Below are 22,553 nucleotides of genomic sequence, written 5' to 3' on the forward strand. Positions count from 1 at the left end.
CAGGAGGTCTCCCCCATGTCTGTTACCATCAGCAATTTTGGAAATACCCGGAACGAGCATCCTGTTATGGCATACCGCCTGGAAAACCCCTCCGGGGCGTCTGTCACCGTATTGGATTACGGGGCCACGGTACAGTCCCTCATAGTCCCCAACGGCGCCGGTGGTATGACCGACGTGGTGTTGGGTTATGACACCGCCTTGGAGTACGAGGAAAACGGCGGCTATGTGGGCGCTACCATTGGACGGGTGGGCAACCGGATCGGCGGTGCCGCGTTTCGTCTGAACGGACACACCTATCCGCTGGAAAAGAATGACGGCGAAAACCACCTGCACGGCGGACGGAAGGGCTTTGACAAGCAGTTTTGGACCATTCTTCCTCTGGGGGACGATTCTCTGGTCTGCTCCCGCCTGTCTCCCGACGGCGAGGAGGGGTACCCCGGCAACCTGGAGGTGAAGGTCACCTTTACCCTGACGTCCCACAACGCCCTTCGGATCCAATACGACGCTGACACCGACCAGGATACCATCGTGAATCTGACGAACCACAGCTATTTCAACCTCAACGGGCAAGGCAGCGTCCTAGACCATGAGCTTCAGGTGTTCGCCAGCCGCATCACGGAAAATGACGCCGGCAGCCTGCCCACCGGCAGGCTGTTGGAGGTAGCGGACACCCCCTTTGATTTCCGCGCCGCCAAGAAGATCGGCGCTGAGATCGGCGCTGCGGATCTTCAATTGGAGTACGGTAACGGGTACGACCACAATTTTGTCCTCTCCGGAAAGACAGCCGCGATCCTGCGCAGCGCTTCCACCGGCATTGAGCTGACCGTGGAAACTGACATGCCCGGCATGCAGGTGTACACCGCCAACTTTCTGACGGAGCGTTCCGGCAAATACGGGACCACCATGCGTCCCCGGGACGCTGTGTGTCTGGAGACCCAGCTGTTTCCCAACGCCATGAATTGCTACGGCTTCCCCTCCCCCATCCTCCATGCGGGCCAGCATCTCCACAGCGAGACGGTCTTTGCCTTCCGCACGCTGTAAGAAAGGTTCCACGCCGCTTAGAAGCCCGCCGATAGCCCCAAGCAGCCATCGGCCACCGCACAGCCCCAAGCATAGAGAACGAGCCTCCCGTCGCCACGGGAGGCTCGTTAATTTATTTTCACAAACACAGCGCCGCCTGATATGTAGCCAGGAATTGATGCCCTATCGCCGTTCTGTCTGTCCGTGAAACGCGCATCGTTCGTATGGGTTCCATCTTCTTGACCATCTGGCCGCCCACAGAGCCGGCCTGCTTGCTGGTCAGATCGCCGTTGTAGCCCTGCTTCAGGTTGACGCCGACCTCGTTGGCGGCCTCCATCTTAAACTTGTTCATCGCCTCACGGGCATTAGGGACCATGATCTTATTGCTGCCGTTGCTGTTAGACATAATTCTTTCTCTCCTTTTTCAACTCAATCGGTTTGTTTCTCTTTCTTGGATGGAACATCCACTCCTATCATTGCCCCAGACATTATTTCTATACCTTTCGAGCCCTTTCCTGTTTTTTCTAATTTTTCCCTGACGCTGATACTCTGCCATGCCAGCAGTCGGTCACCTTTATAACGATTTTGACAAGTACTACTTATCATGTTACGATGTTTTAACATACCTTTTGGCATCGCCAAGTCATACAGCCCTTTATTATGCCAGCAACAACAAAAACTACCGCTTGTCTCAAATTTGGTATCGGAAGATATGTTTCAGCTATTGAAATGACCTTTACGGTCATCCAAATAAATATAAATATGAGTACCATCCTGTGGCCCTCAACAGCTATTTTATCTCCACCATTACAACTCTACACCCGCAAAACAAAATAACGGTATGACAGTAAAGGAGGAAAACCAATTATGGAAAAGATGAATCCGTATCTTGGCCGACAACTCCCGGAGATGGCTATTTTCCGCAATCACACCGTTGGAAAGCGGGGCGCTGTTAGCTCCAATAGCCCTTATGCCACAAAGGCAGGTCTTGAAATTTTGAAACAAGGCGGAAACGCAATTGATGCAGCCGTTGCAATTTCTCTTGTGCTGGGCGCTGTCGAGCCCTATCACTCCGGCATTGGCGGCGGTTGCTTCCATGTGGTCTACCACAAAGAGACCGATCAGTTTTACGCGGTGGATGCCCGCGGCGTGGCTCCGATCCATGCCACTCAGGACATGTTTTTGGATCAGGATGGAAATGTTGACCTGTCTTTGACAGAATTTTCCGGGCGCTCCACTGTAGTCCCTGCCCTGTACCGCGCCATGGATCAACTTTTAAAGAAATTTGGCACAATGACTTGGGAACAGGTTTCTGCCCCTGCGGTCCGGCTGTGCCGGGAGGGATTTCACTGCGGATTCTATTACTCCAGAACGACAAATTCCCCGAGTGCCGAGCACAACCGTGACAGTTATGAGGGGTTCCGCGAATTATACTTAAATCATGGCCGTCCCCGCGAAGTCGGAGAACTGATCCAGAACCCCGATCTGGCCAACACCATGGAGGCCGTTGACAAGAATGGCGTAGATTGGTTTTACAATGGTCCCATCGCCGACGAAATCGTGGCGGTAATTCAATAGAACAAAGGGGTCATGGTGAAAGAAGATCTGGCTGGCTGCAAGGTGAAGGAACGCACCCCTGTGCGCGGCAATTACCGGGGCTACGATATTGTCTCCATGCCGCTGCCCTCATCTGGCGGTACGCACATGATTCAGATGCTCAATATTCTGGAGCAATTTGACCTGAAGAAAATGGGCTTTCATTCGGCCGACAGTACCCATGTGCTCGCCGAGACCATGAAGCTGATGTTCGCTGACCGCTCTGTGGCCATGGGTGACCCGGACTTTGTCCACGTGCAGACAGATAAAATTATTTCCAAGCAATACTCAAAGGAGCTGGCTGCCAAGATCGACATGGGTCGGGCCCAGGAATTTGCCCCCACAGAGGGAATCGAGGCCAAATCCTATCCCGGATGTACGTCCCATTTTTCCGTCATGGATGGCGCCGGAAACGTTGTAGTTCAAACGCAGACGATCCGAAACTGGTGGGGATGCGGTATCGTCGTTCCTGGGCGCGGGTTTATTCTGAACAATACCATGGCGGACTTTAGCCCCAAAGTAGGAGTGCGCACCACACAGGGGTTGGCATATGGTATGGCAAATGCTGTGTGCCCCGGGAAAACACCGCTGTCCAGCATGTCTCCCACCATTATCCTGAAAGATGGAGAACCCGTACTCGCTGTGGGCGCCGCTGGTGGTCCCAGAATTATCACCAGTACGCTCCAGCTGATCGTAAATGTGCTTGATTACGGCATGCCCATCGAGCCTGCCACCCGGGCAGCGCATATTTGCTGCCTTACCCAAGCCCAGGGGCTGGAGCTGGAATACGAGTTTTCGCCCGATACCATTGCCCTGCTGCGCAAAAAAGGACATAAGATTACGCAAATATCGCCTTTTGGCTGTCTGAAGGTCCTTCCCAACGGCGTACAGCGTGAACACGGATATTTCTTGGCCGCAGGTACCAACCGTTGCGATGGCGGCGGTGGTGTTCTGACTGAATCCGGAGCGATCACAATGGATGGGCTGAGTTTCGTGTAATATATCGATTCAGTAAACAGCGGCATACTTGCACAACCTTGACACACTTGCGTTTGGTCGGTGTAATCCGGGCAGTAAAGCGGACGATGCGCCGGAATTGAGCGGCGCACCTGTTATGACGCCGGTTCCTGTCCGTTCCGCCTTCTTGACTTTCCCATTTCGCCCTGATATACTTAAAAACACATTTTCTCTACTTAAAAAGCAGCGATGCGGGTCCTTTGGGACCCGTATTCCTTTGCAAAGGCGGTGGACGGTACGCAAGCTGAAAACAACATCCTGGGCACGATGCCCACAGGCCGGCTGGTCATCAGCATGTCCTGGCCCATTATGCTTTCCATGCTGATGCAGGCGGTCTACAACTTGGTGGACAGCATCTATGTGGCCCGAATCAACGACACGGCTTTCCTCGCGCTCTCTTACGCCTATCCCATTCAAACCCTGATGGTCGCCTTCTGTGTAGGCACCGGGGTGGGCTTCAGCGCCACCCTGGCCCGCCGTCTGGGTGAAAAGAAGCTGGAGGAAGCCAACAGCGTGGTACTCCACGGCTTCCTGCTCTATTTCCTTTGCTGGCTGCTATTTCTTTCCTTCGGGCTGTTCGCCTGCCGGCCCTATCTGGCCGCCTGCTCCAACACGGCGGCAGTGGTGGAACAGGGCGCCGCCTACCTGCGGATCTGCTGCTGTCTTTCCATCGGCATGTGTATCCAGTTCCCCTGTGAGCGTATCCTCCAGTCCACGGGACACCCCGCAGGCTTTATGATCGTTCAGGGCGCCGGCGCCCTCATCAACATCATACTGGACCCCATCCTTATTTTCGGCTTTGGCATGGGCGTCCGCGGGGCTGCCGCGGCCACTGTCACGGGCCAGATCACCGGCGGTGTGATCGGCTTCTTTCTGGTCCACCGGGTCCGTCACCAGCTGCCCATCTCCCTGCGCAGCTTCCGCTTCCAGTCCTCTCTTACCCGGGAGATGTGCCGCATCGCCGCTCCGGCCATTCTGATGCAGTCGCTGTGCAGCCTTATGTCACTGGGCCTCAACGGCATTCTGAACCTTTGGTCAGAGACCGCTGTATGGGTCCTGGGCGTCTATTTCAAGCTGCAATCCTTTGTCTTTATGCCGGTGTTCAGTATCAACAACGGGCTGATCTCCATCGTCAGCTACAACTACGGTGCCCGGGACGGAACGAGGATTTCTTCCTCCGTCCGTTTCGGGATGCTGGCCGCGCTGGCCACCGCCCTTCTCGGCACTACCCTGCTATGGCTGTGCGCCTCCCCGCTCCTGTCCGTCTGCTTCAACGCCGGGGCGGAGGCACTGAGCCTCGGCATCCCTGCTCTGCGGATGACTGCCCTGGCCTTTCCTTTGGCCGCAGCCAGCATCATCTGTTCCTCCGCCTTCCAATCCCTGGGCCGCAGCGTCGATTCCCTGGTCGTCGCCTTGCTGCGGCAGATCATCCTTCTGCTCCCCGCCGCCCTGCTTCTGGTGTACCTCCACCCGGCTTGGACCTTTCTGTCCTTCCTGTTCGCCGAGTCCGCCACCTGTCTGGTCTCCTTGATCCTCTACCGAAGGGTCTACCATGAAAAGATCTTGCCGTTAAAAACATAATAAAAAAGCGGTCCCACATTGGCAGGTGTTCTTAAAACAGCGTTAGACAAATAACACGAGATGAGTATCTGTCAGACGGGATTGGCCAACGAAAATACACGCCATATTCAGCTTCAACAGCTGGGTATGGCGTGTTTTTCTGTTTATTTGCGTTTCCGTTTTCCTTTTCCATGCGGCTGGTATGGCCTCGCCTTGCCACGCTGGTTGGTTGAGCTTTTCATGTGTTTGGACAACTTTAACACTTCGATGAGATTGATAAATTGCTCTTTGGTAATGGCATCGTAGTCAATGCCGAATGTCGTAAGGAATATCCTTGCCTGTTTCTCAGCGTCGCTGCCCTCAAAGTTCATGGCATCCTTCAAATGACCCTGAACTTCCTCCGCAATGGAGGGTGTGTCTGCCGTTGAGGCATCGCTGCTGTGTTCCTCCCGAATGTCACGGAGGATAACTTTCAAATCATCGGCAAGCACATGACCGAAATAGTCATCCTCCCGTACCTGGGCCAGCTCCAACGTCCGGGTGGAAAGATCATCCTGTCCGTCCTGCTTCATCAAGGCCATCTTCCGTACTGCTTCCAGCATGGCGTTCATATCGTTGATCCGCATATCTGCGATCCTGTCCACATAGATTTCCGCATCCAGCATCATACGCTGGAAAGCTTTGTGGCAAAGCATTTCAGAAAGCAGACGGTGATTGAACTTTCCCGCCTGTAATACTTCTATGGCATCATCACTCAGATACAGAGCGTCCAGCTCTGTGTCCGGGTGATTTTTTGTTTCTGTCATGCCCAGCAGATAGTCCGTGGACACGCCGTAAAACTTCGCCAACGTGACAATGCTGAATGGGCTGATATCCTTGAAATCATCTGCCTCATATTTGCCGAGAGCGGACTTGGAAAGCCCGATCTGCTCCGCAAGCTGTTCCAGCGTCAGACCCCGTTCCACTCGCAGATCCTTCAATCGCTCCTGTATGGTGAGTTTTATCTGCATGGCGTACCCCTCCTTCTTTCTGTCTCTAAGCGTGGAAATCCACCCTGTTTTGCGCTCTTTTCCTACCTCTTAGATATACGGGAAAGAGCGCATTTTTTCGTTAAACTGTACCTGTAGCAACACCTGAACCTTGAAAATCGAATGACCGTCCGAATGAGATATGTCCCCCGGCGAAGTATTTGCCATGACCACAAAAGCGTGAGCATACCAACGGGGACGGAAACGCCGGGAGCGATCCTCCGGGCAGGAACGACATTCGGGAAAAGCGGCAAAAAACCACAGCTATTTTCAAACCATGTGAGAACAGCGAAGAAACCGCTGTTCTTGTACCACTGTCCATATCAAACTGCGATGCGCTGGACAGTGAACACAGTACGCCGTTCCGCGTGAGCTGTCACCGAACCACGAAAAGTCACGCGGAACAGCAAAAACGATAGGTATCCCTTGTGAACAGGGATACACGGGCGGCAATTCCAGAGGATGGCCGTCCATGATCAAACAACGCTCTGCGGCAAATGGGGATTGCCATTCAGCACATCCATTATAGCACAGAGCGAATCCGAAAAGGGAAAGGAATTGTAAATATGAGCAGAAGCAAGGCGGTAAACTGCCGCAACGAAGTGAAATCCTATATTACCCGGGAGGGCATGGCCATGACAGAGGTGGTGGAGCTGCTGGCCGACGAACACGGCTGGAGCAGCAGCGTCCCTAACCTGTCCGGCAAGCTGCGGCGTGGGTCACTCAGGTACACCGAGGCCGTGGAGCTGGCCGATGTGTTGGGCTATGATCTTGTATGGGTCAAGCGCCAGTAGGTAATATAATGAGAACGTAGAAAACGAGTTGTGAAGACATTACACGGAAAACAGGTGGCCCGGCGTAAAATTTTGTGTAAGCGTTTTTCGACAAAGTCAAGAATGGCGCTGGAAAACAGGGCGAATTCTGGCCTGAATCCCTTGTTTACCGAAAGCCATGGCGGTCAGAGCGGTATGCGCGCCGGCACGGCGTGAATGCCGGTCTGGCCGTCGTGGCATACTAGGACAAGTGAGTCAGCCAACGGCTCGGTCTGCGAACATGATCTCCAGCTGGCTGAGCACCAAATCCCAGTTCTGGTATCTGGCGTGCCAGTGCTTCACGATACGCTGAGAGGCCAGATACAGCATCCGGCGCAGGGAGTCGTCGTTTGTGAAGGAGGGCTTGTTCTTCGTGATCTGCCGGAACTGGCGGTTCAGGCCCTCGATGATGTTCGTCGTGTATATGATTTTCCGAATCTCAACAGGGTATTCGAAGAACGTGCTTAAAACCGGCCAGTTTTCCTCCCAGCTTTTCACGCAGGAGGGATACTGCTTGTGCCAGGTCTCCGCGAAGGTCTGCAGATTTTTCCCGGCTTCCTCCAGTGTGACGGCACCGTAGATCTTCTTCAGATCTGCAACCACTCTCTTGATGTCCTTGTAGCTGACATATCTGGTGGAACTGCGCACTTGGTGGACGATGCAGCGCTGCAGCCGGCTTTTCGGGAAGACGGCCTCAATGGCTTGTATCATCCCACACAGGCCGTCCGTGCAGAACAGATATACATCCAAAACACCCCTGCTTTTGAGGTCATTCAGCACATTCAGCCAGAATTTGCTGTTTTCATGCTCCCCGATCCAGACGCCCAGAATGTCCTTCCGACCATCCATGGTGACGCCCAGGACCACATAGGCGGCCTTGGTCACATACCGCCGGTCTTCCCGAACCTTGTAGTGAATGGCGTCCATGAACACAAACGGATACACCGGCTCCAGAGGACGATTCTGCCAGGCTGTGACTTCCGGCATGATCTTTTCGCTGATCTTCGTTACCAGCTCCGGAGAGATCTCCACGCCGTACAGTTCCTTGATCTGCTCAGCGATATCCCGCTGGCTCATGCCGCAGGCGTACAGCGCCAGGATTTTATCTTCCATCCCGTCCGCATTCCGGTCATACTTGCCGATAATCTTGGGCTCAAAAGAACCGTTCCGGTCCCGAGGAACCTTGATGTCTACCTCGCCCAGCTGGGTTTTGACGGTCTTCTTCGTGTAGCCATTGCGGTAGTTTCTGGGGGTACCCTCCGGCTCGCCTGAACGCTCACAGCGCTCTCGACCAAGCTCCTCATCCATCTCCACTTCCATGACGGTCTGGATGACGTCCCGGAACATTTCCTTCATGGCCTCCATGATCTCCGTCGTGCTGGTGAAGTGCTGGCTCTGAACGTATTCCTTCAACAAATCCTGTGGTACTGGCTGCATAATCTTCGTCTCCTCGTCCTGAATGTTTGATTTCATTCTTGACTCTGTCGAAGATTTTCATACTGTCGAGGTTCGTCGATTACACAGAATTTTCTGCGGTCTTGAATAGGTTGTGGATTTTACTACATACGGCAGTAGCCAGCAGCAGAATGCATTTTACATTACAACTGTACTCTTTTTATGTAAGAGTACATGCCTAAATTGGCTTGTGAAGTGGCCGCTGCGGTAGCTCTGACGGACCTTATTTCGCTCGTAGCGGGCAGACTGGGTCAACATCGAAGCTTCCTGCTCCAGCAGTTCATTCAGCATTTCTTCCACGCTGCCACGGACCAATTCCTTAAACTGGCCCTTGATAACTTCTTCGTTTAGCTGTACAATTTTTTCGGACATGGTTTACAGACTCTTTTCAGAGTGGTGTGTCGCGACTTCATTCTACCAGAGTTCTGGAAACCATGTCTCGTTTTATCCTATTTTCATTTGCGCAACTTATCTTACATTTTCGATTCATTATTAGAAAAAAAGAGCTCCGTCACCCAGAAAAGGGCGGAGAAGCTCTTAGCCCCTATTTATAGAAGGAAAATCATTGCCATGACTTCTAAGTTAAAAGTCACAATCATCTCTCTTTTCAGACGCCTTTACATTTTGTATCAGGTCTTCTATATGGTTTTGCATAGCTACTGGTTGTGGCACAGATTGAATCAGTTCTAAGAATTTCGTTTATCGAATTATAAAATCAAAATCTTCGCCATAACCTACCTGACGACAAGTATGTAAGATTTCTCCGTTTTCACAAAGATTTGTGCTCCAAAGTTGAAGCATCGGGGTGTTTCGCTGAACATTTAATAGGTGTGCCGTGTTATTATTCGCCCTAATAAGCCGCATGGTCAAATGACCAGATATAATATTAATTCCTTGTTCTGTTTCCAAATAACTATATAGGGACTTATTTTCTAAATCAATACCGATTAAATATGAGTACTTTAAAGGGAAATAGTTGTCTTCAATAACTAATGGTTTACCGTCTGCATATCGCAATCGGCGAATTCGAACCGCCTTTTCTCCTTCCTGAAGCCCTAATGTTTCTATCACATCGGTATCTTCCGGTATGCAAATAGATGCCTCTAACACTTTACTGCCTGCAACCTTACCATTTGCATGACACAGATTCGTAAAACTCATAGCAGAGTTATTCAGTACTTTTTTCATAGGAGGCGTTTTTAAGAAGGTACCTTTTCCCTGCTTTTTGACAACAATTCCCCTATTTGCTAATTCGGATACTGCTTTACGAATTGTTATCCGGCTTACACCATAATTTCGAGACATTTCGTCTTCTGTGGGCAACCGTCTCGTTTTATCGAATTTATTATGTTCTATGTCTATCATAATCTGTTCGATGACCTGCTGATATAAAGGCACCATACTGTTAAAGTCTATCATATAATGCCGCCTCTCTTTTCCTTCGTAATAATATGTGCCAGTATATAACGTTCTATGATTATATATTACTATTTCATCATATGAAATACAATCACCAAAACAATAATATTTGTAATTTTTTTATCGGAACAGTAACCGTCAAATCTCCCAGCGTATAAAAAAGCATCTCTGGCTTAGCTGAGCCAGAGATGTTCATCCTTTTGGTATTCTGCATTCCTGGGGTGCCACTGGCAGGCAAGAGTTGTTCGGCCCAAGACTCATCCGTCTGGCTCATAGCGGGAGCATTCCGCAGAACCCAGAGCAAGTAACGGTACGGATCCAATCCGTTTTCTTTCGCCGTTTCAATCAGGCTATAGATCACACTGCTGGACTGTGCGCCGCCCGGCGTATTCGCGAACAGCCAATTCTTGCGGCCCATGACAAAAGGCTTTATACTGCGTTCCGCACGGTTGTTGCTCAGTTCCAGCTGCCCATCCTCCAGATAGCGGATCAGGTACGGCCACTGCTCCAGCAGATAGTGCAGGGCCCTACCCAAAGCGGACTTCGGTGCCGTCTTGCCGCTGGCCTCATTTGCCCACGCCAACAGAGCGTCCAGAACCGGTTTTTCCAGTTCCAGCCGCTTTTCATATCGCTCCTCCGGCGTCAGCTCCGCAAAAGACTTCTCCAACTGGAATAGTCTTGAGCAGTAGCACTCGCCGGCTGCTGCCAGAGAATCTTTACGCTTCTCCTGCGGCAGCGTTTGCAGCGCTTCGTCAAATTTTCGCCGCGCGTGGGCCCAGCAGCCAACCACCCGGATATTCTCCGGCAGCTTATGGTAACCCTGATATCCATCTGCGTGGAGCCAGCCGGAGAAGCCCTTTAAGAACTCCTCCGCGTGCTCTGCCTTCCGGTTCGGCTGGTATTCATACAGGACAATCGGATGCTCCGCGCAGCCGCTGGTCCGGTACAGCCACATGTAAGACTTGCTGGTCGCCGCCTTCCCGGGTTCCTTCAGTACCTGCAGCGTCGTCTCATCGCCATGGAGAACTTTCTCCCTGCAGAGCTGCCGGTGCAGCACCTCATAGATGGGCCGCAGCCAGGTATCAGAGACATTCAGCAGCCAGTTGGACATGGTCTGCCGGGAGAGCTTCAATCCCTGGCGGTTAAACTCCTGCTCCAGCCGGTACAGTGGGGAATACATCACAAACTTCTGTACCGCAATATGCGCTACCGCCTCCGCGGAAGCATAGCTGCCGGGCAGCAGCGCAGGCTCCTCGGTGTTTTCAGGATGTTGGCTTCGCCGCTCTCCTGTTCGCAGTTTTTGCAGGCGTAGGTATAGTAGACATCTTTCCGGATCCAGAACCGGGGCGGCTCCATTTGCAGGCTGCGGCGGACCTCTTTGCCGATCTCCTCCATTTTGCTGCCGCAGGCGGAGCAGATCAGCTCTTCTTCGCTCAGACAGTGCTCCACCACTTCAGTGGGTGTGCCCTCCGGAACGATCTCGGTCACGCTGCCGGACTGCTTCTTGCGCGCATGGGCTTTCACGGCAACTTGTTCCGGCGTAGCGGATTTGGTGCCATAGGCGTAGGCTTCAAGCTCATTGAAGCTTAACGAAAGCTGATCCATCAGGCCCTCCTGCATCTTCTCGGAAGAGGAGCCGAATTGCCGCTTTTTCGCAAGACCCAACTGCTCCAGAAGCCATTGGTTCTGGAGTTTTAGTTCTGTGAGCTGAGTCTGCTGGCATTCATATTCCGCGCGTGAAATGGTCACCATTTCAGCGTTACTTATGGCAATTTTCTTCTCGATTTCCATGTAAAAATTATACCACAAAGCGAGTCAAAAAGCCAGTGTTTTCAATGCTTTTCGGGGATTTAGTCTGCCTCATATCATGCTCAGCCCAGACACCGGGCGGTGGGCTTTTGGCTACTCGATCTTTAAGCCTTCCATCAGCCAGCGGTACTGCTGCGGCGTCAGTGACCGCACTTCGGATTCACTTCTCGGCCACTGGTATGCGCCCTGTTCCAGCCGTTTGTAGAGCAGAATAAATCCGTCTCCCTCCCAGTATAGTCCCTTGATCCGGTCTCTGCGCCGCCCGCAGAACGGGAACAGCGTGTTGGTGAAGGGATCCAATTCAAACTGCTGCTGCACCATTCTGGCCAGACCGTCAATGCCTTTCCGCAAATCTGTATAGCCACAGGCAATGTAGACCTTATCAGCTCCAGAAAAATCGTTTAGCATGCCCCCAGAGCCTCAACCAGGGTTTTCAGCAGCTCTGGACTCAGTTCTTGATAGAACTCAATGCTGCTATTGCCGATCCGCAACGCGGCGGAACATTCCGAAACGTTCCGATCCTGCTGTTTCGGTGCTGGTAACTCTGCAAACGCAGGTTCCCCGGGTAATTCCGGTGCTGCATCTGCGATGGACAGCACTTCTCGCTCCCAACGATAGTATGTAGATGGTGTGATTCCTCTTTGCTTGCACCACTGCCGGACCGGAAGGCCGCTGCTTCTGCAATCCTGGATCGCTGCCACCCACTTCTGTTGTCGTGCCTGGTGCTTTAGCCCTGTTGATGTCATGGTGTCTCTCCCTGATGTTAATAGTGGTGGAACGTCGCGAAACGTTCCACCACTATTATCCCATGGGTATCCATGCGCCGTGAGATTTGACGGTTACACTTCTGTTGTCGTGCCTGGTGCTTTAGCTCTGTTGATGTCATGGTGTCTCTCCCTGATGTTAATAGTGGTGGAACGTCGCGAAACGTTCCACCACTATTATCCCATGGGTGTCCATCCGCCGGGAGATTTGACGGTCACTTTATATCTGTTTTATAACTAAATTGTTTCTTTTAATATTCAAACTTCCACATGTAACGCCGATAGCTCATAGGGTGCATCCTTACATCACCCATGGCAGAGATAAACTGCTTTGAAATAGGATGAAGTAGCAACGCATTAAAGTACTCCGCCACATCTGGATCTAATGCACTCAATCCCATTTCTTTAGCATCGAATATATAGTGATGGCCCCCGAAACGTTCCAAGAACCGCTCGGCACGTTCGTCTATAGGCCGCGTTTTTCCTATACTCTTGAATAAGAGTACCGCCAGCTGATTGTCGGTGGTTTCAAAAGGCCCATGGAAGTATTCTCCAGAATGGCAAGGAACACAATGAACTGTTTGCATTTCCTGGAAGAAACAAAAGGCATCGGAATATGCTACCTCCCAAGCGGCACCACTAGCCAGTACATTAAATATAGTATCATTTCGGTACTGCATAGCGAAGCGAGCTGCTTCTGGCTTAACAGCCTGATATGCTGCAGCATAAATATCGGGGAACTTACAGAACGCATCCATTGCTTTTTCATAGCCGGCATACCCTTCCATCGCAAAAAGCAGGCGGAAAGCTAACTTCAACGCAGTCCCCTGACTGTTACAATGCACCAGAGAAGGATCCTGGTACCATTCGTCCGCATGGAAGTAGACGAGCGAATACTTTGCAGTCTGTGCTGTAAGCGAATCTGAATAGCCAGTCAGGCCGATAGTAACAGCTCCCGCAGCATTCGCCTTTTTGAGTGCATCTACCGTCTCAGCAGTAGCTTTAGTCGAAGTGCAAATTACAAGAGAACTTGGTCCGACCGCTTTGGGTGTAGCATGAACAAACTCACTACTATTCATCCCAGAAACATGCATGGAAGTGCTCTCCTGTTGCAGTAAATACCGTGCTGGGAAAGAAGAAGCTAGCGAACCGCCACAAGCGACAAAATAGATATGTTTCAGCCCCCCGGCTGCATCAAGATCATTTTTAACCTGATCTACCACTTCAATGATTTCCTGCATACCCTTTACATTCATAGTTTTATCTCCTTAATTCCTGACGCATGGCCTCTGTAGCCCCTTCATCGATCTGATAGCCGTCATATTCGTTTCCAATAATAACGACACCATAATCTCGCCTAGCCCCCTCAACCGATACCTTGCATTCTATTACATCCTGAAGTACCTTCTGTATATCACGGTTCAGCGGGTCTCCGTATCCACCAGCACCCGGGGTAATAACACGAACAATATCGTGCTCCATCATGGGAAGGCTCGTCACTTTATTGCTAAGATGGGTTACTGCCCCGTCTGCGGCCACACGATAGAAACCGCCACCGGCACCTTCCTTCCCACCTTTCAATCCCCACGGGTGAATTTTATGTCGGTCGCCCAAACCAGTATAAAGCACATTATCTTCCAGAATCTCTAACTCACGTTGGATACCAAGTCCGCCTCGGAAATATCCCGGGCCACCAGAATCCTCTTTCAGTTCATTCCTTCTTGCTAACAGATGGGGGAACTCAATCTCTGTAGCCTCGATAGGCATATTGGAAGTATTGGTCATGTTTACTTGGATTCCGGACAACCCATCATATTGCCAACAAGCACCTCCACCACCCGCAATAACCTCATGGAAAATAAATACTTCATCAGAATCCTGCCGAACCTTGCCAGACAGCAGCGTGGTAGTGCAGGCTCCATTTCCCGCTGTAACAATTTGTTCAGGTAAAAGCGGCGCTAGTGCCCCAAAAATTGCATCAGGGACGCGTTGGGACGTGTCAATCTGGCAGCCAATAGGCGAAGGCTCAGTGGGATTCAAGATACACCCTTTAGGTGCAATCACCTTAATAGCTCGGTTGATTCCTTCATTAGCTGGAATATCGGGCCCCAGCATAGCCTTAACGGAATAAAACACATCTGCTTTAGTACACGGCCAAGGAACATTGATAGGTGCCTCCAATTGTTGGGCAGAGCCAGTAAAATCAACTTCCATCTGATTGCCACGCACTGTAATCTTGACCTTAATCGGCAATGGATCTGGGTATTTTTCGCCGCAGCCATCCATATAATCTGTATAGCTATATTCACCGTCTGGAAGCTTGGCGACTGCCGCCCGAATCCGGCGTTCCGAATACTCAATCAATTCAGACATGCAAGAAATTAGGACATCCCCATAGCGCTCATACGCATCCTGTAACCGTTGAATTCCAATCAAATTTGCCGACATCTGTGCAGTCAAATCACCGTATCTCTCCTGTGGAACTCTGGAGTTGACCAGCAACATATCCATAACACTTTGATTCAACTTGCCATCCTCACGAATACGCACTAGCGGAATTCGAATTCCCTCCTGGAACAGGCTGACAGCATCACCACTGGATGAGCCAGGGACTTTTCCCCCAATATCCGCATGATGTGCAATGTTTGCCACCCATCCAACAAGTGTATCACCACAGAAAGCCGGCGCAGCTAAAACGATATCCGGCAGATGATTTCCGCCTCCATGGAATGGATCATTTACAATAAACATATCCCCCGGATGGATGTTTTCGCGCCCAAATTTTTCGTAAATGTTAGGCACAACACTAAGCATTGAGCCCAGCAAGGCAGTCAAACTTTCCACCTGAGCCACACTATTCCCATCCGGATCAATTACAGCAGTACAAACATCCCGACGTTCCTTCATATTCGTAGAGTATGCACTGCGGATAATAATCCCATAGGTTTCCTCCGCCACAGACATCAGCAAATTTCGGATAACCTCTACTGTAACAGTATCTGGTCTGTTGTGAACCATATCATCTCACCTCGTTATAGTGAATTACAATATTTCCATATCTGTCCACTTTGAGTACCCACTTAGGAGGAACTACCAAGGTGGTGTCCATCTGTTCGCAGATACACGGGCCGCTAATGCTTTGCCCGGGAAGCAAATCATCTCTGCTGTACACTGGGCTTTCCAGATACTCCGTGCAGTTCTGGTAAAGGACACGCCGTACCTCGATTGGTTTCGGCAACGGTGCCTCCGGCTCCATCGGCTTCGCTTCCATTTCAGGCTTGTCGATTATTCCAATTGCGCTGACTCGGTAACTGACAAATTGAACTGGCGCGTTTTCATTGCAATAACCATAACTTCTTTTGTGTTCAGCGTGGAAATCCGATAGTGCTTTCTCCAAAGTTTCCTCAGTCAAGACACCAGAGGCAACAGGAATATTAATTTCGAAATTTTGCCTCTGATAACGCATATCAATCGAACATTCAAAAATTCGCCGTTCCTGCACAATTCCCTCTCGATCAAGCGCCTTTGCTCCCTGGAGCAACATATCCGAGAATTCGTTATTGAAGAGCAGAATGTTCTCTTTTGTTGCATCCAGGATATTTGTTCTGCTCAAATCAAATTTAGTATCAGCCAACAGCAACCCCAAAGAACATAGCGTTCCAGGATGCGGAGGAATAATTACTTCCCGAATACCCAACTCCTGGGCGACCTCACATGCATGAAGGGGGCCTGCCCCTCCAAAAGCCATAAGACTGAATTCCCGGACATCATAGCCTTTTTCCACCGATACACTGCGAACCGCACGCACCATATTAGAATTGACAACGGTAATAATACCGTTCGCCGCTTCTTCTCTGTTAAGTGAACTCTTGGCACAGATATATTCATCTAGTGCTTGATATGCTTTTTCCAAATGAACCTTCATTCTTCCACCAAGAATTCGGTTCTGATTCAGTTTTCCTAAGACTATATTAGCATCGGTGACAACTGGCTGCGTACCACCTCTGCCATAACAAGCGGGCCCAGGAACAGCTCCTGCACTTTCAGGCCCTACTTTCAATGCATTCCCCTCATCAATCCTGGCAATAGAGCCTCCACCTGCTCCAATCGTAATTATATTAATCATAGGAATCCGTGCTGGATAACCTTCTACCAATCGTTCGTTTGACACTTTAGGCGAATAATTTTCAATCAAGCTTATATCCGCACTGGTTCCGCCCATATCAAATGTGATTACTTTAGAGGCTCCACACTGTCGGCCAATAAACGTGGCAGCAACTACTCCAGCACTGGGGCCAGAAACAGCACATTTGATAGGGCAATCGATTGTTTCTTTGATAGATATGATTGAACCATTCGACTGTGTAATGTAAGGTTCTACCTGTACGCCAATATCCTTCAGCGACTGCTGGAAATTGTGAACATACTTTTTCATTACAGGTCCTAGATAACAGTTTAGGACAGTTGTGCTCATCCGGCTGTATTCTCGGAATTCAGGCGCAAGATCACTAGAAATTGTTGTGTATGCTTCAGGAAATTCTTCCTCTATAAGTTCTTTGATTCGCCGCTCATGTGCAGGATTAATGAACGAAAACAGCGTACATACCGCAATCGCCTGCACACCCTTGTGTTTCAGAAAACGGATAACACGGCGGGCATCTTCTTCGTCAAGCGGAGTGTCAATTCCCCCATTATACAAAATACGTTCCTTAACCCCCATATTACAACCAGATGGGATTAACGAAACCGGCTTTTGTGCCTGCAAGTCATATAGGCTCGGGCGTTTTTGATTCCCGATTTCCATGGTATCTTTAAAACCTTCTGTTGTGATTAGGCCAAGCTTTGCACCCTTTTTTTCAATCAGGGCATTAGTACCGACAGTTGTCCCATGTGCCAAATAAGACACCTGATCCGCATCTGCTTTCTCCTGTGCCAAAATATCCTGTACACCTTTTACAATAGCCCTAGAAGGGTCTTCAGGGGTTGAACTGTCTTTATAGTTAATCAACCTACCAGTGTCCAAGTCAAACACAGAAAAATCCGTAAATGTACCGCCTACATCGACACCAATCATGTAGCCCATAATATCACCTCAGATAAAAACTATTATTTATTAATACATTATATAATGTTATGTATTAAGTGGAAACACGAGCCATCAGCTCAAGCGGAATATCGGTTCCATAGCCGATGGCTCCGGAAATCGTACAAGTATGTGCCGACCATTTTGCCGCATCTACTAACGAAGCGTGCAAAAGTTCGGCTCGATAAAGGGGATTACCCCAGTTTTCCTTACCGTCTTGTTCTAATTGCTTTCCTAATTTTGTAAGCAATCCAGCGGCAAAGCTATCTCCCGCACCCATAGTATCCAGTGCTTCCACGATATATGGGGATTGCTTCATATGGAATGGTCCATCATAAATCAGTGCTGATTGATTCCCTCGCGTAATGCATACAACCATTTTACCTAGAGCCATCATCCTATTCGCAATGGTAATAGCCTCTGTTTCCGACAGCCCGCTTCCAGATAAAAAGGCAAAATCAATATAAGGGCACACCCGGTTCAATCGTTCTTCGTCTGTCCATTGGCCTGAAAAGTCATAACTAACTAATCCAGGGAGTGTACTTAATTTTGGTAGCTCTCCGTCCAGGAAACTATTGTTACTGGTATGAATGATTTGAAATTCAGAGCAATACGAAAGATCTTCTTCGTCAAGAGAAATAGGGTGTCTCTGCAATACTCCCCCTCGATTGCTGCCTAGGAAGACTCGGTCACCATGATTCAATGTAACCTTGGCATATCCATTTTCCCCAGGATATATACGACATCGCTCACAGCCGATTCCTTCCTCATCTAAGACATGTCGCACATGTTCTGCAACGCAGTCAGTTCCAAATACACCCAAAAAATCAGCTTTCGCTCCTAACCGTGCTGCATTCACTGCAACATTCAGTGCTTGCCCGCCTGGATACATCATACCAGTATGCAAATATAGATCGCAGACGTTATCTCCTAACCCCAACAGTTTCATCGGAACATCCTTTCTAGGAGAAATTTGAAGGACTGGCCGGTTCACTAAAATGTTACTCCGGCCAGTCCCTTGATCAGGTAGAATTAGGCTGGATTAGCTTTCTCAAATTCAGCATTCCATGCCAGAACTTTTTCATAGAGTTTCTCGGTCTTGAACAAATCTGTCTCCTGCAGTTCATAACCCAACTGGGAAGTAGCATCAATGAACGACTGACGGTCACAGTCTACAAAGGTAACGCCTTTATCAATCAGTTCCGTTTTCATTTCAGCCCATGCGTCTTTGATGGTATCATTATAATATTTCTCAACCTGAGAACCAAGGCTCTTAAAGACTTCCTGATCCTCAGCGGGGAGCGTATCCCAGAAAGACTTGGCAAAGAAAATACTCTCAAACGGGTAGGCAAAATCAACTTCGGAGGCATAGGGAGCAGACTCATAGAATCCAGCGGAATAATATGCGTCTTTCGCAGAATCGCCACCGTCCACAATCCCCTGCATCAAAGCAAAGGTATACTCAGAATAAGCAGTCACAACTGGTGTAGCCCCCATTGCACGGGCATTAGCTTCAAAAATAGGAAGATTGGGGATACGATACTTCATTCCTTTCATATCAGAAGCGTTCTCCAGCGGCCATGTGCAGAACAACATTCGAGGATTACGCTGCAGATTGTAAGCAACAAAGACATAGCCAGCGTCATCTAAGTCCTTCCAGATTTGCTCGTTCTGTGCAATATAGTACTGTGCCTGTTCAGAGGAGGTAAAGCAAAATGCCATATCCAAAATATTAAGATCTGGGGAATAGGTAGCCATGGTACTCAAAGTAGTCATCATAACTTCCTGAAGGCCCATTTGCATATTTTCTAACATAGTGGTCTCGTTACCCAGTTGTTCCGAGGGATAGAAATCAAACCGGTATTTTCCATTAAATGCAATGTTGGCCAAATCACAGTAATATTGACAAGCCGTCGGGCCGGTCTCACCCAGCGCACCGGCATTACCAAAGCGAACAACTTTGGTGTCAGCCCCATACTGAACATTAGCTGCCTGTTTGGAAGCTTCTTCTACAGAAAGAGAGGATACATCAACAATGCTACTGGAAATGCCAGTCGGCTGAGAGGAAGAACTAATAGCACCAGAAGATGTACCTGAAGCTGAACTTGAAGGATTCTTGCTGCATGCAGAAAACATCCCGCACACTAGGGTCAGTGCCAAGAGCGTTGCCAGTGTTCTTTTCATAATTAATTACCTCCGTTTTTATTTGAGCGCCCCAAGCAGTCTGGGGAGAAACTCTGTAACCTGCGGTACATAAGCAACCAGCATCAGTGTAATAAACAGGGGGATCAAAAACTGAACCGTGTACTTTAGCGCAGATTCGAAATTACCTCCTGTCGCCTTACATGTGACGAACAATGCCGGTGCAAAAGGTGGAGTTATTATACCAATGGTGATATTCAAAACAACCATGACACCCATCTGGATATAGCTCATTCCAAGTGCAGTAGCTAGGTTCATCAAAATCGGTGCCATCATAATCTCGATCTGCATTGCGCCAATAAAGCAACCCATGAATAGCAACAAGCAGTTTAGCAGTAACAGGATAAGAATCCGGTTATTCAGAGCCATCAGCGTATTTGTAACCATGGTCGTTATGCCGCTTGTAACAATAAGCCAGTTGAACACCATACCAGAAGCGCATAGGCACATCACCATTCCGGTACTGGCAATAGTCGCTCGCAATGCTCTGGAAAACATAGCCCAGTTAAATCTCCGAATAGCAATGGCAAGCAGTACACAGTACATAGCTGCAACAGTCCCACATTCAGCGGGCGTAAAAACACCTGTTGTAATCCCAACAATCAAAATAATTGGGCCTCCCAATGCCGGAAGGGACTTCCAAGTAGCAAAAAACCGCTCTCGCCAAGTATATCTTCTGGATTTTGGGCACTTAATATTTTGAGTTTTCATGGCAATAACAATCCAGACCATCATACAAATTCCCATGATAGCACCTGGGAGATATCCGGCCTCGAACATCGCCATTGTCGAAGTTTGGGACAAAAAAGCCCAAATAACGAAGTTAATGGACGGAGGAATAATAGGGCCAATCCCCGCTGAAGCAGCTGTTACGGCTATAGAAAAGTTCTTATCATAGCCTGCTTCAGACATAGCCTTTACTTCAATTGTTCCTAACCCACCTGCATCAGCCAAAGCGGATCCTGACATGCCAGCGAACAGCATGGACGCCAGAACATTGGCGTGAGCTAAGCCTCCCGGGAGATGACCGAGCCAGCGCTCTAACATTAAGAATAAGCGATCTGTCAACCCCACCTCGTTCATAAAGCACCCGACAAACAGGAACGATGGAAGCGCTAACATATTAAAGTCTGCAAATGAGTTCGCTGTTTTCTGGGCAAAAATGATAAAGCTTTCGTGGTTGACAACCAAGTACTCCAGACTCGCAAAGAGCATCGCATAACTAATCGGAATCTGCAGAAGGATTAAAACAACGAATGTTCCAAAATACAGAAGAATCATAGGGTCAAAACTAGTCAAGTGTATTGCCCTCCTCTCGCGCGTCAGGGACGACAATACTCTCATCATCTAATACGATATATGCAATCGTCTTGTAGACACAATAGATGAGTACAATGATACTCATCACTACCACTGGCAATGCATAATAATATGCTTTCCCGAAGGGGAGGCCTCCTATTGGTCGTAGATGCTCTTGCATTTTAAAAAGCTTACAACTAGCTGGGACAAACAATACTGATATCAGCAATACAATTGCGTTCGTTAAATGAAAAATCACACGGCGGGCATTTTGACTCATCCGCTTAACAATGAACTCTAATATCGCATGCCCATTCTGCCAATACACCGTAGCCCATCCCACAGCGCAGACCCACACCATGATAGCAACAACAGCCTCATCAATGCCATAAATAGGATTCGAGAACACATACCTCATCATGACTTGAAAGCACAACATTGCCATCATAACAAATGCGGATAGTCCTGCCAGTAATTCCAGCGCATTGTTAAAGCAGTCAAGAATAGCCCCTATTTTTCGAATTCCTGCTTTCATGATGCTCCTTTCTGTACAAGTAAACGTACCTACATCACATTCATCTTCCTGCACACGATCATTCCGGGATTACTTGGTACATGAACTCAAGACACTTTTTCATCGTTCCTTCTGGTTCAAAATCGTACAGACGGTTATATATCTCAAATGGGATTGCACCCGTATACCTTACCTCGTCGAGCGCGGTTAAGTAGTCTATCAGGGGGAGTTTCCCTTCACCGGGTATAAAATGTCCCAACGGCGTCCCATCAGCAAAGTGTAAATGAACCATATCTTGACCTAAGAGTGCTAAATCTTCACGAATGTCCTCACCAGCCATTGCAACCGCACAGGTATCCAACATACCTTTCAGGTTGGGACTTCCAATTTCATCTATCATACGGCGCATGCGATGGCTATCGTAAACTACATTTGTGGTATTATAACTTGCAGCTTCAATAACCATTGTGACTCCATATCTTGACGCCTTGTCCACAATTCTTGAAAGTGACTCCGCACTACGTTTCCATGCGTCCTCCTCTGGATTGTCGAAATATCCTCTCCCGCACACTATTTGTGCATATGGAGCCTGAAGCTGAGCAGCAAACTCAATGGTTTTCATAAAAGTTTGGGTGCTTCTTTCACGAATGGCATCATCTTCACAGGCAATATTAATTGGATAAACGCACTGTTCTTGAGTCAAACAGCACACTTTTATTTCACGTGCATCCAATTCTCGTTTTAACACTTTAACAGAATTATATGTTGCGTCTTCCACACTAAGGTGAGGGCTAGCTGCATAAAACTCAATCAAGTGTTGGTCTAAATTTACCATAGAATTCAAAAAATACGGGAGGCTATACTTTATGTAGTGATAATTGGAACATGCAATTTGTGCCCGTTTCAGATGTTTGATACTACTCATTGATGATCAACCCCCTTGTTTGATGATACCTAAGTACACCATCTTATGCT

General features: G+C 49.0%; 19 protein-coding genes and 2 pseudogenes. 4 read left to right on the forward strand and 17 right to left on the reverse strand.

Annotation, left to right across the window (positions count from 1 at the left end):
- Positions 1-15: 15 nt before the first annotated feature.
- On the forward strand, positions 16-1,041 hold the full coding sequence (locus I6E39_RS02965) for an aldose epimerase family protein (protein WP_235379909.1): 1,026 nt from the start codon (positions 16-18) through the stop codon (positions 1,039-1,041).
- A gap of 118 nt (positions 1,042-1,159) precedes the next feature.
- Here the strand turns inward: I6E39_RS02965 and I6E39_RS02970 are convergent, their stop codons facing one another.
- Positions 1,160-1,426 (reverse strand): alpha/beta-type small acid-soluble spore protein, encoded by a 267-nt coding sequence (locus I6E39_RS02970; RefSeq protein ID WP_235379911.1) that lies wholly within the window; start codon positions 1,424-1,426, stop codon positions 1,160-1,162.
- Positions 1,427-1,929: 503 nt separating this feature from the next.
- Here I6E39_RS02970 and ggt point away from each other — a divergent pair.
- Positions 1,930-3,615: pseudogene (gene ggt, locus I6E39_RS02975) on the forward strand (gamma-glutamyltransferase).
- Between the two features lie 207 nt (positions 3,616-3,822).
- On the forward strand, positions 3,823-5,214 hold the full coding sequence (locus tag I6E39_RS02980) for an MATE family efflux transporter (RefSeq protein ID WP_235379912.1): 1,392 nt from the start codon (positions 3,823-3,825) through the stop codon (positions 5,212-5,214).
- A 143-nt stretch (positions 5,215-5,357) separates the two neighbouring features.
- Here the strand turns inward: I6E39_RS02980 and I6E39_RS02985 are convergent, their stop codons facing one another.
- Complete coding sequence (locus I6E39_RS02985; protein WP_235379914.1) at positions 5,358-6,203, reverse strand: helix-turn-helix domain-containing protein; 846 nt, start codon at positions 6,201-6,203, stop codon at positions 5,358-5,360.
- A gap of 584 nt (positions 6,204-6,787) precedes the next feature.
- Here I6E39_RS02985 and I6E39_RS02990 point away from each other — a divergent pair.
- Positions 6,788-7,015, forward strand: a complete 228-nt coding sequence (locus I6E39_RS02990; protein ID WP_235379915.1) for an LLM class flavin-dependent oxidoreductase — start codon at positions 6,788-6,790, stop codon at positions 7,013-7,015.
- A gap of 234 nt (positions 7,016-7,249) precedes the next feature.
- On the opposite strand, the gene I6E39_RS02995 is transcribed toward I6E39_RS02990, so the two are convergent.
- The 15 genes and pseudogenes from I6E39_RS02995 to I6E39_RS03060 all read right to left on the reverse strand — a co-directional run bounded on the left by I6E39_RS02995 (position 7,250) and on the right by I6E39_RS03060 (position 22,503).
- Positions 7,250-8,470 (reverse strand): IS256 family transposase, encoded by a 1,221-nt coding sequence (locus I6E39_RS02995; protein WP_235379917.1) that lies wholly within the window; start codon positions 8,468-8,470, stop codon positions 7,250-7,252.
- Positions 8,471-8,677: 207 nt separating this feature from the next.
- Positions 8,678-8,860, reverse strand: a pseudogene (locus I6E39_RS03000) (transposase); the annotation flags it as partial.
- 327 nt (positions 8,861-9,187) lie between these two features.
- Positions 9,188-9,907, reverse strand: coding sequence for a GntR family transcriptional regulator (locus I6E39_RS03005; RefSeq protein WP_235379919.1), 720 nt, complete (start codon positions 9,905-9,907; stop codon positions 9,188-9,190).
- A 91-nt stretch (positions 9,908-9,998) separates the two neighbouring features.
- Entirely contained in the window at positions 9,999-11,213 is a 1,215-nt protein-coding gene (gene tnpC, locus I6E39_RS03010) for an IS66 family transposase (protein WP_338127109.1), read from the reverse strand.
- Positions 11,114-11,698, reverse strand: a complete 585-nt coding sequence (locus I6E39_RS03015) for an IS66 family transposase zinc-finger binding domain-containing protein (RefSeq protein WP_235379921.1) — start codon at positions 11,696-11,698, stop codon at positions 11,114-11,116. The genes tnpC and I6E39_RS03015 overlap by 100 nt, the downstream gene beginning before the upstream one ends.
- 111 nt (positions 11,699-11,809) lie before the next feature.
- Complete coding sequence (gene tnpB, locus I6E39_RS03020; RefSeq protein ID WP_235379922.1) at positions 11,810-12,124, reverse strand: IS66 family insertion sequence element accessory protein TnpB; 315 nt, start codon at positions 12,122-12,124, stop codon at positions 11,810-11,812.
- Complete coding sequence (gene tnpA, locus I6E39_RS11185; protein WP_420908172.1) at positions 12,118-12,462, reverse strand: IS66 family insertion sequence element accessory protein TnpA; 345 nt, start codon at positions 12,460-12,462, stop codon at positions 12,118-12,120. Before tnpA ends, tnpB begins: the two co-directional genes overlap by 7 nt.
- Before the next feature lie 269 nt (positions 12,463-12,731).
- On the reverse strand, positions 12,732-13,736 hold the full coding sequence (locus I6E39_RS03025) for an SIS domain-containing protein (protein ID WP_235379924.1): 1,005 nt from the start codon (positions 13,734-13,736) through the stop codon (positions 12,732-12,734).
- 4 nt (positions 13,737-13,740) lie between these two features.
- Positions 13,741-15,498 carry a hydantoinase B/oxoprolinase family protein gene (locus tag I6E39_RS03030; protein ID WP_235379926.1) on the reverse strand — a complete coding sequence of 586 codons (1,758 nt, stop codon included), beginning with the start codon at positions 15,496-15,498 and terminating at the stop codon, positions 13,741-13,743.
- Between the two features lies 1 nt (position 15,499).
- Positions 15,500-17,563, reverse strand: a complete 2,064-nt coding sequence (locus I6E39_RS03035) for a hydantoinase/oxoprolinase family protein (protein ID WP_235379927.1) — start codon at positions 17,561-17,563, stop codon at positions 15,500-15,502.
- A 55-nt stretch (positions 17,564-17,618) separates the two neighbouring features.
- The gene (locus I6E39_RS03040; RefSeq protein ID WP_147561246.1) at positions 17,619-18,512 is read right to left on the reverse strand and encodes a PfkB family carbohydrate kinase; all 894 of its coding nucleotides are present in this window, start codon (positions 18,510-18,512) and stop codon (positions 17,619-17,621) included.
- An 83-nt stretch (positions 18,513-18,595) separates the two neighbouring features.
- Positions 18,596-19,747, reverse strand: a complete 1,152-nt coding sequence (locus tag I6E39_RS03045; protein ID WP_235379928.1) for a TRAP transporter substrate-binding protein — start codon at positions 19,745-19,747, stop codon at positions 18,596-18,598.
- An 18-nt stretch (positions 19,748-19,765) separates the two neighbouring features.
- A complete protein-coding gene (locus tag I6E39_RS03050) occupies positions 19,766-21,064 on the reverse strand; it encodes a TRAP transporter large permease (RefSeq protein ID WP_235379929.1) in 1,299 nt (432 codons plus the stop codon).
- Positions 21,057-21,599 carry a TRAP transporter small permease gene (locus I6E39_RS03055; RefSeq protein WP_235379930.1) on the reverse strand — a complete coding sequence of 181 codons (543 nt, stop codon included), beginning with the start codon at positions 21,597-21,599 and terminating at the stop codon, positions 21,057-21,059. Before I6E39_RS03055 ends, I6E39_RS03050 begins: the two co-directional genes overlap by 8 nt.
- A 58-nt stretch (positions 21,600-21,657) precedes the next feature.
- Entirely contained in the window at positions 21,658-22,503 is an 846-nt protein-coding gene (locus I6E39_RS03060; RefSeq protein ID WP_235379931.1) for a sugar phosphate isomerase/epimerase family protein, read from the reverse strand.
- Positions 22,504-22,553 lie beyond the last annotated feature (50 nt).

It is taken from the genome of Pseudoflavonifractor phocaeensis (assembly GCF_021531375.1).
Classification (GTDB): Bacteria; Bacillota; Clostridia; order Oscillospirales; family Oscillospiraceae; genus Lawsonibacter; species Lawsonibacter phocaeensis_B.

Bases quoted from the DNA above. Each gene is read 5' to 3' on its own strand.
- I6E39_RS03060 (WP_235379931.1), bottom strand. From the start codon at position 22,503: ATGAGTAGTATCAAACATCTGAAACGGGCACAAATTGCATGTTCCAAT.
- I6E39_RS03030 (WP_235379926.1), bottom strand. From the start codon at position 15,498: ATGGTTCACAACAGACCAGATACTGTTACAGTAGAGGTTATCCGAAAT.
- I6E39_RS02970 (WP_235379911.1), bottom strand. From the start codon at position 1,426: ATGTCTAACAGCAACGGCAGCAATAAGATCATGGTCCCTAATGCCCGT.
- I6E39_RS03055 (WP_235379930.1), bottom strand. From the start codon at position 21,599: ATGAAAGCAGGAATTCGAAAAATAGGGGCTATTCTTGACTGCTTTAAC.
- tnpA (WP_420908172.1), bottom strand. From the start codon at position 12,462: ATGACATCAACAGGGCTAAAGCACCAGGCACGACAACAGAAGTGGGTG.
- I6E39_RS02965 (WP_235379909.1), top strand. From the start codon at position 16: ATGTCTGTTACCATCAGCAATTTTGGAAATACCCGGAACGAGCATCCT.
- I6E39_RS02980 (WP_235379912.1), top strand. From the start codon at position 3,823: ATGCGGGTCCTTTGGGACCCGTATTCCTTTGCAAAGGCGGTGGACGGT.
- I6E39_RS03035 (WP_235379927.1), bottom strand. From the start codon at position 17,563: ATGGGCTACATGATTGGTGTCGATGTAGGCGGTACATTTACGGATTTT.
- I6E39_RS03045 (WP_235379928.1), bottom strand. From the start codon at position 19,747: ATGAAAAGAACACTGGCAACGCTCTTGGCACTGACCCTAGTGTGCGGG.
- I6E39_RS03025 (WP_235379924.1), bottom strand. From the start codon at position 13,736: ATGAATGTAAAGGGTATGCAGGAAATCATTGAAGTGGTAGATCAGGTT.
- I6E39_RS02985 (WP_235379914.1), bottom strand. From the start codon at position 6,203: ATGCAGATAAAACTCACCATACAGGAGCGATTGAAGGATCTGCGAGTG.
- I6E39_RS03015 (WP_235379921.1), bottom strand. From the start codon at position 11,698: ATGGAAATCGAGAAGAAAATTGCCATAAGTAACGCTGAAATGGTGACC.
- tnpB (WP_235379922.1), bottom strand. From the start codon at position 12,124: ATGCTAAACGATTTTTCTGGAGCTGATAAGGTCTACATTGCCTGTGGC.
- I6E39_RS03040 (WP_147561246.1), bottom strand. From the start codon at position 18,512: ATGAAACTGTTGGGGTTAGGAGATAACGTCTGCGATCTATATTTGCAT.
- I6E39_RS03005 (WP_235379919.1), bottom strand. From the start codon at position 9,907: ATGATAGACTTTAACAGTATGGTGCCTTTATATCAGCAGGTCATCGAA.
- I6E39_RS02990 (WP_235379915.1), top strand. From the start codon at position 6,788: ATGAGCAGAAGCAAGGCGGTAAACTGCCGCAACGAAGTGAAATCCTAT.
- I6E39_RS02995 (WP_235379917.1), bottom strand. From the start codon at position 8,470: ATGCAGCCAGTACCACAGGATTTGTTGAAGGAATACGTTCAGAGCCAG.